Raw genomic sequence first — 8790 nt, 5'->3', positions numbered from 1 at the left:
TACGTCTACGGCACGTTCTCGCTGCCGGTGGCGGTCTTCGTGGGCAGCGCCGTGGTCGTCGGCCTGGCGCGGGAGCGGGCCGCGGTGGCGGCCGCCGGCTGCTGCTGGCCGTCGACGCGGCCGTCTTCGCCGCGGCCGGCGAGCGCCAGTTGTTCACCGCCGCCAACTGGGTGTGGGGCACCCTCGGCTGGTTCTTCGTGCTGGCGGTCTGGGGTCGGCGGGTCGCGGCCCTGATCGCGCTGCTGAGCACGCACGCGCTGATCGCACTGGTCGCCGTGCTGGGGCACGGCCCCGGCCCGGCGACGTGGCCCGCTACGTGATGTACGTCTACGGCACGTTCTCGCTGCCGGTGGCGGTCTTCGTGGGCAGCGCCGTGGTCGTCGGCCTGGCGCGGGAGCGGGCCGCGGTGGCGGCCGCCGGCCATGCGATGGCCGCGGAGCGGGACGCCGCCGAGCGGGGCGTCCAGGAACGCCGCGACCGGCTGACGCTGGTCAGCTCGGCCGCCGGGCGGGTCCTCGCCGAGCTGGCCGCCGGTCAGGCCGACCCGAACGACCCGGAGGTGCAGCGCCGGTGCGTGCTGGCCGCCGCCCGGCTGCGCCGGCTGATCGCCGAGTCCGACGACGTGCCGGACCCACTGCTGCACGAGTTGCGGGCCGCCGCCGACCTGGCGGAACGCAACGGACTGCCGATCGACCTGGTCACCATCGGTACCCCGCCGCCGCTGCCGGTGGAGATCCGTCGCCGGCTGGCCGACCCGCTCACCGGCACCCTGGCCGACGTCCAGGACTGGGCGCGGCTGACCGTCGTCTCCGGCCCGGACGAGGTGGTGGTCAGCCTGGTCACGCCGGACCGGGAGGGGCCGGAGGCGACCGGCCCACCACCCGGGGAGCATGACGACGGGCCGGTGCGGTACCTCTACGAACGGGACGGGAACATCAGATGGGCGCAGACCCAGTGGCGGCGGTGACCGACGATCGTCCGGTCGGGGTGGCGATCGTCGACGATCACCCGGTGGTGGTGGAGGGCGTCCGCGCCTGGCTCGCCACCGAGCCGAGACTGACGGTGCTCGCCACCGGTGACGACCCGGACGCCGTGCTGCGGGCCGCGCCGGACGCCGACGTCGTCCTGCTCGACCTGCGACTGCACGGGCGCATGGCGCTGGACAAGTTGGCCGAGCTGAGCGCCGCCGGCCGGCGGGTGGTGGTCTATTCGGAGCACACCGACCCGCAGACGATGCTCGCCGCGCTGGACGCCGGGGCGGTGGCGTTCCTGGCCAAGCACGAGGGTCGGGAGCATTGCGTCGCGACAGTGCTGGCCGCCGCGAGCGACCGTCCGTACGTGCCGCCCGCGCTGGCCGGCGCGATGGTCGGTGACCCACGGCCGGACCGGCCGATGCTGTCCGACAAGGAGCGTGAGGCGCTGCTGCTCTGGTTCCAGTCGATGTCGAAGGCATCGGTGGCCCGCCGGATGCAGATCAGCGAGCACACCGTCAAGCAGTACGTCGATCGAGCGCGGATCAAGTACACCCGGGCGGGGCGGCCAGCCGCCACAAAGGCGGCGTTACTCGCCCGCGCGATCGAGGACGGTCTCGTCCGCCCGGAGGAGATTGGCATCTACCGGTCACAGGCGACGCACGACCGGCCGACCCCCTAACAGGCGTCATGACAGCCGCCGCCGGATCCGCGAGGCTTGACCGCACAGCCAGCTGACCGGGAGGTCGTGACGATGCACGCCGACGCGTCCCCCTTCTTCATCGGTCCACACCGGTTCGACGCCCCGGACGACGAGCTGGCGCCGACCCTGGATCGCCGCTACCACCTGCGCCCGGTGCCTGGGGAGCGGGTGCTCGGGCGGCACCGGCTACTGGTCGCGGGCTACCTGCTGGGGCCGAGCGAGACGCGGCGTCGGTGGCGGCTACCCGAGCCGGTCGCGGTGACCGTCACCGACCAGCGAATCTGCTGGGTGGGCAGCGGCTCGCAGCTGTCGCTGGTCGCCGACGGCACGCGCCGGGCCCGGCCGCCGGCCCGGCTGAACGGCCTGATGAGCGGGCAGATCCGCTGGCAGTGGCCGTCCCGTCTGGAGCTGCCGGCGACGGAGCCGGACGCGCCCGCGCAGGTGCTGATCGTCTGCGACGCGTTGCGCACCATCCAGCAGCCGGCGTTGGCCCTCGGCGGCCGCCCGCCGAGGTCGTGGCGCTGGCCCGGCAGGTCCGCCGGGCGGCGGCCATGTTCCGGCTCACCCGCCCGCAACTGGTCGACCTCTCGGCCCAGGAACGCGATGTGCTGCTGCTGCGGGCCGGCCCGAGCCTGCTCACCGGGGACACCCGGGTCACGCTGCCCGGTTCGCTGCCGGTGGAATTCCACTCCCGGGACGACTACTACCGCTCCCGGCCGGAGCCGACCTCGTGGCGCGGGCTCGCAGGCGGCGCAGCATCCGGGGATCGGTGAAGCCGACGGCCGCGCGGCGGCCTCCACCGTGCTGCCGTGCCCGGCAGACACCATCATGTCCGGGTGCGGAACGATCCGGCCAACCCGACCTCAGGCGCTGGGGGCGCGCTGCTCGGCGGCCGCGTCCAGGGCGGCCGCCTCCTCCGGCGTGGGCGCGCTGCCGCCCAGGTGCGCGGGCTGCCACCAGGTGTCGTCCGGGCCGGCCGGGGTGTCCGGGTAGTCCCGCTGGGCCCGGTCGACCAGGGCGCTGAGCCGGGTGGTCAGCTCGGCGGCCAGCACGTTCGGGTCCGGGAAGTCCGCCGGGTCGATCGGCTCGCCGATCAGGATGGTGATCGGGGTGTGTCGGCGGGTCAGCGTGCGCGGACGACCCTTGGTCCAGAGCCGCTGGGTGCCCCACAGCGCGACCGGCAACACCGGCACCTTCGCCGAGCGGGCCATCCGCACCGTGCCGCTCTTGAGTTCCTTCACGGTGAACGACTGGCTGATCGTCGCCTCGGGAAAGACGCCGACGACCTCGCCGCGTTTGAGCGCGCCCACAGCGGCACGAAACGAGGCCGCCCCCGCCTGCCGGTCCACCGGAATGTGCCGCATGCCGCGCATCAGCGGACCGGAGATCTTGTGCGCGAACACCGAGTCCTTGGCCATGAAGCGGACCAGCCGGCCCGACGCGTTCGCGCCCAGGCCGGCGAAGATGAAGTCGAGGTAGCTGACATGGTTGCTGGCCAAGACCGCCCCGCCGGTGCGGGGCACGTGGTGGGCGCCCTCGATGGTGATCTTCAGGTCGAGGAGACGGAACATCGTCTTGGCAACGGCGATAACGGGCGGGTACACGAGCTCCGGCATTCGCAGAATCTACCTTGCCGAGCTGGGATTCGGCTCGGTGGCGGACCGGCGGTGCCACGGTCCGCGCGGCACCGCCGGTTGCGCCGTCGAGTCGGTCAGTCAGCGAGGTTGTCCAGGGCAAGCCGGCCCCGGGCGAACGCGTCCACCCGCCCCCAGCGACCCGGGATGTCCAGCACCTCGATGCGGCCCATCCCGACCGGCAGCCGTGGCTCGACCGCCAGGTGACCCTCGTGCGGCTCCAGGCCGAGCATGGTGCGCAGCAGCAGCAGCGGCGTACCGGTCGACCAGGCCTGCGGGCTGCACGCCGTCGGGTACTCCACCGGGAACTTGGTCAACTCGCGCGGGTAGCCGCCGAACGCCTCAGGCAACCGGCCGTCGAAGTAGGTGGCCGCGTCCAGGATGCCGTTGGCGATGGTCGCGGCCTCCTCGGCAAAGCCGTACCGACGCAGACCCCAGGCGATGAACGAGTTGTCGAACGGCCAGATCGTCCCGTTGTGGTAGCCGATCGGGTTGTACCGGGTCTCCCCCTCGGCGAGCGTGCGCACTCCCCAGCCGGAGAACAGTCGCTGCCCGACCAGGTGCGCGGCAAGCTTCTCGGCCCGCTCGGGATCGACGATGCCGCTCCACAGCAGGTGACCGATGTTGGAGCTGAGGATGTCGCACTGGCGGCCGTCCGGGTCCAGGGCCAGGGCGTAGAACTCGCCGTCGGCCACCCACCAGTCCCGGTTGAACCGCTCCTTCAGCTCTGCCGCCTCCCGCTCCAACTGGTCCGCGAACTCCGGGTCACCCCAGAACTCACGGGCCATCCGGGCCGCGCGCACCTTCGCGTCGTACGCGTACCCCTGCACCTCGCAGGTGGCGCGCGGGAACGGCGGCAGCGTGCCGTCGGAGTAGGAGATCGAGTCCCAGGAGTCCTTCCAGCACTGGTTCTCCAGACCGGTGTCGGTGTTGCGCCGCTCGTACCAGATGTAGCCGTTACCGACCAGGTCGGCGTAGTTGTCGATCCACCGCAACGCCGCCCGGGACTCCTGCTCCAACTCCTTGACCAGCGCGACGTCCCCGGTCCACCGCTCGTACTCGTCGAGCAGCACGACGAACAGCGGCGTCGCGTCCACCGAGCCGTAGTACGGCGAGTGCGGCTGCTCCTCGAAGGCCGCGGTCTCGCCGTAGCGCATCTCGTGCAGGATGCGCCCCGGGTCCTCGTCCCGAAAGTCGTCGAACCGGCTGCCCTGGAGCGCGCCCAGGATGCGCAGCGTCGTCTTGGACAACTGCGGGGTGAACGGCAGCGTCTGTAGGCAGGTGAGGATGCTGTCCCGACCGAACATGGTCATGAACCAGGGCAGACCAGCGGCCGGCAGGGTGGCGCCGCCCAACGACAGCGGCGAGAAGCGCAACGCCGCCAGGTCGATCAGGCTGCGCCGGTACGTGCTGGAGACCCGACCGTGCTCACTGTTGACCTTGGGAGCCTCGGCGATCCACCGCTCCAGGTCATGCTGGAGTTCCACCCGCTCGGTGCCGTGCATGCGCAGGCCGAGACGCAGGTCCCGACCACCCGGCCCGACCGCGTGCGTCTCGACGTGGATCGCGGCCTCCCACTGCTCGTTGGGCTCCAGGTGCACCGTGTACGCGAAGCCCTTGCTGTCGTACCGGGCCGACATGGTGGACGAGATGACCGTCTCGCGCCGGAAGGAGCCCCGGCGGTACCCCAACCGCAGCCGGTCCGGCTCCACCTCGGTGTAGATCTCGCCCTTCTTGTTCAGGATCTCGTCCTTGACCTGGAACAGGTCGGCGAAATCCGACGCCGCGTCCATGCGCACTTCCAGGTCGATCGGCTTCTCGTCGTGGTTGAGGATGGTGACCTGCTCCCGGAAGCTGCCGCCCACCGTGCGTTCCCGGATGATCGACAGCTTCGCGTCCACGTAGTGCGTGGCCATCCCCGGGACGAGGAAGAACCGCGACTCGAAGTACTGCAGGTCGTCGAAGGAGAGCGAGTTGAGTCGCTCACCGTTGACGGTCAGCACCCAGGTCGACAGGAATCGGGTGTCGATGGAGAACAGCCCGGTGGGCTCGCTCGGTGTCGCCTCGATGTCGCCGGTGTCCTCGCAGACGACGAACGTGTTGCCGTCCAGGATCCGGATCGTGTTGCTCTGCCCCATCAGTGCCCCTCCCCCGCGAAACGCCGACGGGGTCCACGGGCGTCCGGGGAACCCGGGAAGATCCGCTCCACCTGGACGACGAGACGGGCGTCGCCCATGACCGTCATGTCCCCCCGCAACAACGCGGCAAGCCCGTGCTCGCGGCCCGCGGCGATGTCGTCGAAGAGGACCGGGTCCGCGCCGATCACCGTGTCGGCCTCCCGGTCCTCCTGGCTGACGTTCAGCCGGCCGTGGTCGATCCTCAGCAGCCAGTGCCGGGTCTGCGCCCCCTCGTGCAGGTCGATGCGCAGCGTCCCGGAGGTCTTCGCCAGCAGGGGCTCGTACCCCCGCCGGTCCAGGTCCTCGAAGAACCTCGTGGTCGCGTCCACCATCGGGTCGACTCCTCCCAGTTGCCGGGCCCGGGATCCCACCCACCGCGCTCCCGTCGCACGGCCGGCGGCCTCACACGTCCCCGCACGGGTCCCCGCCGCCCCTCCGCCCAACCTCACCCGAATCGGATGACCCCTCCCCCGCCCGCCTCCGGTGATGCTGGGACAGCGCAGCGCCGGCTCTCCCCGGTGGGGAGAGCCGGCGCCTGCCGCGGCGGACGGTCAGTTGTTCGGGTCGTCGGCGCTGATGTCCGCGAGCACCGACTGCGGTTCGCGCTCGACCGCCAGGTCACCCATCGAGATCAGGCCGACCAGACGTCCGTCGTCGATCACCGGGAGTCGGCGTACGGCGTACGTACGCATCAGATCCGCGGCGGCCACCGCGTCGTCGTACTGACTCACCGTGATCACGTCGCGCGTGGTGATCTGGTTCAGGCGGGTCGAACCCGGGTCCATGTTCTCCGCGACCCCTCGGACCGTGATGTCCCGGTCCGTGACGATGCCGACCACGTTGTCGCCGTCGGTCACCACCACATCACCGATCGCACTGTCACGCATCTCCTGTGCGGCCGAGATGAGTGTGTCGTTGCCGTCCATCGTCACCAACCGGGTCGTCATGAACTCTCCGACCGTTGTCATGGTGCTCCCCTCTCGGTGTCGGCAGGTCCGTCTACCCGTCGCCAGGGAGGGGGTAACGCCCGATGAGCCGGCCGCCTACCGTGGGCGAATGACGTCGGGTGTGCGGGAGTTGCGGGACCTTGTGGTTGGCAGCGGTTGGCTGAGCCGGGCGCTGACAGTGGTTCGCGACTCCGGGCTGCCGGACGCCTGGATCGGCGCGGGAGTCCTGCGCGACCTGGTCTGGGGCGAGCGGTACGGCGACGGGTTCGATCCGACGACGGTCCACGACGTGGACGTGGTCTTCTTCGACCCGGCCAGGCTGACCCGCGACGACGACGACCGGGCCACCGCCCGACTGGCTGCGGCCTGGGCGGAGCCGCCGTGGCAGGCCCGCAACCAGGCGGCGGTGCACACCTGGTACGCGGCGAAGTTCGGCGGCGACCCGATCGCGCCGTACCGCAGCGTGGCAGAGGCGGTCGCCACCTGGCCGGAGTACGCGACCGCCGTGGCCGTCCGGCTGGATCCGGACGACCGGCTGGAGGTCTGCGCCCCGTACGGTCTGGCGGATCTGTTGGGCGGGATCTGGCGGCACAACCCGGCCCGGGTGGACGTGGCCTGGTCCCGGCAGCGGTTGGCCCGGCACCGGCCGTCCCAGCGCTGGCCCGGGGTGACCGTGATCGAGCCGGGCTGACCGGTGGCGACGGCGCGTCAGCCCCGGGGCGCAGTCCGTAGAGCCGCTCCACGCGCACCCGCAGCACCAGCCGCCCCTCGTCGACCATGGCCTGGCGGTACTCGTCCCAGTCGGGGTGTTCGCCGCGCAGGCTCCGGTAGAGCGTCACCAACTCCTCGACGGTCTCGTCGCCGACCTCGGTGGCGGCCGAGGTCAGCTCGGCGCGCCCCTCGGCCACCGCGTACGCCCAGCCGTCCTCGCTGCTGACGTGGAAGCTGGCCCGTGGGTCCCGGCGCAGGTTGGCGGTCTTCGCGCGGCCGTCGGTGACCGAGACCCGGATCAGGCGGGCGTCCCGGTCGAAGGAGTAGACCACTGTGGAGAGCTGGGGCCGCCCGTCCCGCTTGATGGTGGCGAGCACGCCCATCGAGCGGCCGGCGACCAGATCGGTCAACGCCTGCTGGGTCCGGTCATCCGGCACGGTTTCCTCCAGGTGCGACTGTCGGCTTCGTCTCATCCAAGCACGATCGGCCGACCGTCGCGGCGGGCCGCCCGGAACGAAGCCGGACCCCTCACCAAGGTGCGGTGCGGGGCCCGGCGACGGCGACGGTCAGCGGCGCTCGGCGGCGACCAGCTCGGCGAGCTGCACCGCGTTCAGCGCGGCGCCCTTGCGCAGGTTGTCGTTGGAGCAGAACAGCGCCAGCCCGTACTCCACGGTCTCGTCGGCGCGGATCCGCCCCACGTAGGTCGGGTCCTGGCCAGCGGCCTGCAACGGCGTGGGGACGTCGGTCAGTGCCACGCCGGGTGCGTCGGTCAGCAGCTCGTGCGCGCGCTGCGGGGTGAGCGGGCGGGCGAACCGGGCGTTGATCTGGAGCGAGTGGCCGGTGAAGACGGGCACCCGGACGCAGGTGCCGGAGACCTTCAGGTCGGGGATCTCCAGGATCTTGCGGCTTTCGTTGCGGAGCTTCTGCTCCTCGTCGGTCTCGAACGAGCCGTCGTCGACGATCGAACCGGCCAGCGGGAGGACGTTGAAGGCGATCGGCTCGGCGAACGAGCGCGGGGCGGGGAACTCCACCGCCGAGCCGTCGAAGGCCAGCCCGGCGGCGTGCTCGGCGACCTTGCGGACCTGCTCGTCCAGCTCGGCGACGCCGGCCAGCCCGGCACCGGAGACCGCCTGGTACGTGGAGACGACCAGGCCGACCAGCCCAGCCTCGGCGTGCAGCGGACGCAGCACCGGCATCGCGGCCATGGTGGTGCAGTTCGGGTTGGCGATGATGCCCTTCGGTCGGTCGAGAGCCGCGTGCGGGTTGACCTCGGCGACCACCAGCGGCACCAGCGGGTCCATCCGGAACGCCGAAGAGTTGTCGATCACCACGGCACCGGCCTCGGCGACCCGGGGCGCCAGCTCCCGCGCCGTGCCCTTACCGGCCGAGAAGAGCACGATGTCCAGCTCGGAGTAGTCCGCCGTGGCGGCGTCCTCGACGGTCACCTCACCGTCGCGCCACGGCAGCGTACGCCCGGCGGACCGCGCCGAGGCGAACAACCGCACCTGCTCCGCCGGGAACTCGCGCTCCGCCAGCACCTGCCGCATCACGCCACCGACCTGGCCGGTGGCTCCCACAATGCCGATCCTCATGCCCGCGAGGCCTACCCAGCCCACCCCGCTGAACGGGACCCCTTTCCCACCCCCC

General features: G+C 71.8%; 9 protein-coding genes and 2 pseudogenes. 4 read left to right on the top strand and 7 right to left on the bottom strand.

Translation table 11 applies throughout. The features are described 5' to 3' along the window. A pseudogene (locus tag JM949_RS30610) lies at nt 1-967 on the top strand (hypothetical protein); the annotation flags it as partial. Then, complete coding sequence (locus JM949_RS30605) at nt 940-1653, top strand: response regulator (protein WP_203151585.1); 714 nt, start codon at nt 940-942, stop codon at nt 1651-1653. The pseudogene JM949_RS30610 and the gene JM949_RS30605, both read left to right, overlap by 28 nt. Before the next feature lie 221 nt (nt 1654-1874). On the opposite strand, the gene JM949_RS40050 is transcribed toward JM949_RS30605, so the two are convergent. Then, complete coding sequence (locus JM949_RS40050) at nt 1875-2147, bottom strand: hypothetical protein (RefSeq protein ID WP_238434182.1); 273 nt, start codon at nt 2145-2147, stop codon at nt 1875-1877. Between the two features lie 42 nt (nt 2148-2189). Here JM949_RS40050 and JM949_RS40045 point away from each other — a divergent pair, with 42 nt between their 5' ends. Further along, on the top strand, nt 2190-2447 hold the full coding sequence (locus JM949_RS40045) for a hypothetical protein (protein WP_238434181.1): 258 nt from the start codon (nt 2190-2192) through the stop codon (nt 2445-2447). A 90-nt stretch (nt 2448-2537) separates the two neighbouring features. On the opposite strand, the gene JM949_RS30595 is transcribed toward JM949_RS40045, so the two are convergent. The 4 genes from JM949_RS30595 to JM949_RS30580 all read right to left on the bottom strand — a co-directional run bounded on the left by JM949_RS30595 (nt 2538) and on the right by JM949_RS30580 (nt 6453). Next, complete coding sequence (locus JM949_RS30595; RefSeq protein WP_203151584.1) at nt 2538-3290, bottom strand: lysophospholipid acyltransferase family protein; 753 nt, start codon at nt 3288-3290, stop codon at nt 2538-2540. Between the two features lie 95 nt (nt 3291-3385). Then, nucleotides 3386-5446 carry an amylo-alpha-1,6-glucosidase gene (locus JM949_RS30590; RefSeq protein WP_203151583.1) on the bottom strand — a complete coding sequence of 687 codons (2061 nt, stop codon included), beginning with the start codon at nt 5444-5446 and terminating at the stop codon, nt 3386-3388. Beyond that, nucleotides 5446-5817 carry an SCP2 sterol-binding domain-containing protein gene (locus tag JM949_RS30585; protein ID WP_203151582.1) on the bottom strand — a complete coding sequence of 124 codons (372 nt, stop codon included), beginning with the start codon at nt 5815-5817 and terminating at the stop codon, nt 5446-5448. The genes JM949_RS30590 and JM949_RS30585 overlap by 1 nt, the downstream gene beginning before the upstream one ends. Before the next feature lie 219 nt (nt 5818-6036). After that, entirely contained in the window at nt 6037-6453 is a 417-nt protein-coding gene (locus tag JM949_RS30580; protein WP_203151581.1) for a CBS domain-containing protein, read from the bottom strand. An 88-nt stretch (nt 6454-6541) separates the two neighbouring features. Between JM949_RS30580 and JM949_RS30575 the strand changes: the two genes are divergently transcribed. Beyond that, a complete protein-coding gene (locus tag JM949_RS30575) occupies nt 6542-7123 on the top strand; it encodes a nucleotidyltransferase family protein (protein WP_238434180.1) in 582 nt (193 codons plus the stop codon). 25 nt (nt 7124-7148) lie between these two features. Here the strand turns inward: JM949_RS30575 and JM949_RS30570 are convergent. Continuing rightward, nucleotides 7149-7526, bottom strand: a pseudogene (locus tag JM949_RS30570) (PPOX class F420-dependent oxidoreductase); the annotation flags it as partial. Nucleotides 7527-7709: 183 nt separating this feature from the next. After that, a complete protein-coding gene (locus JM949_RS30565; RefSeq protein WP_203151580.1) occupies nt 7710-8735 on the bottom strand; it encodes an aspartate-semialdehyde dehydrogenase in 1026 nt (341 codons plus the stop codon). Nucleotides 8736-8790: the final 55 nt, after the last annotated feature.

The sequence above is a fragment of the Micromonospora tarensis genome (genome assembly GCF_016803395.1).
GTDB classification, from domain to species: Bacteria; Actinomycetota; Actinomycetes; order Mycobacteriales; family Micromonosporaceae; genus Micromonospora; species Micromonospora tarensis.
This window is presented reverse-complemented; position numbering and strand designations above follow the sequence as displayed.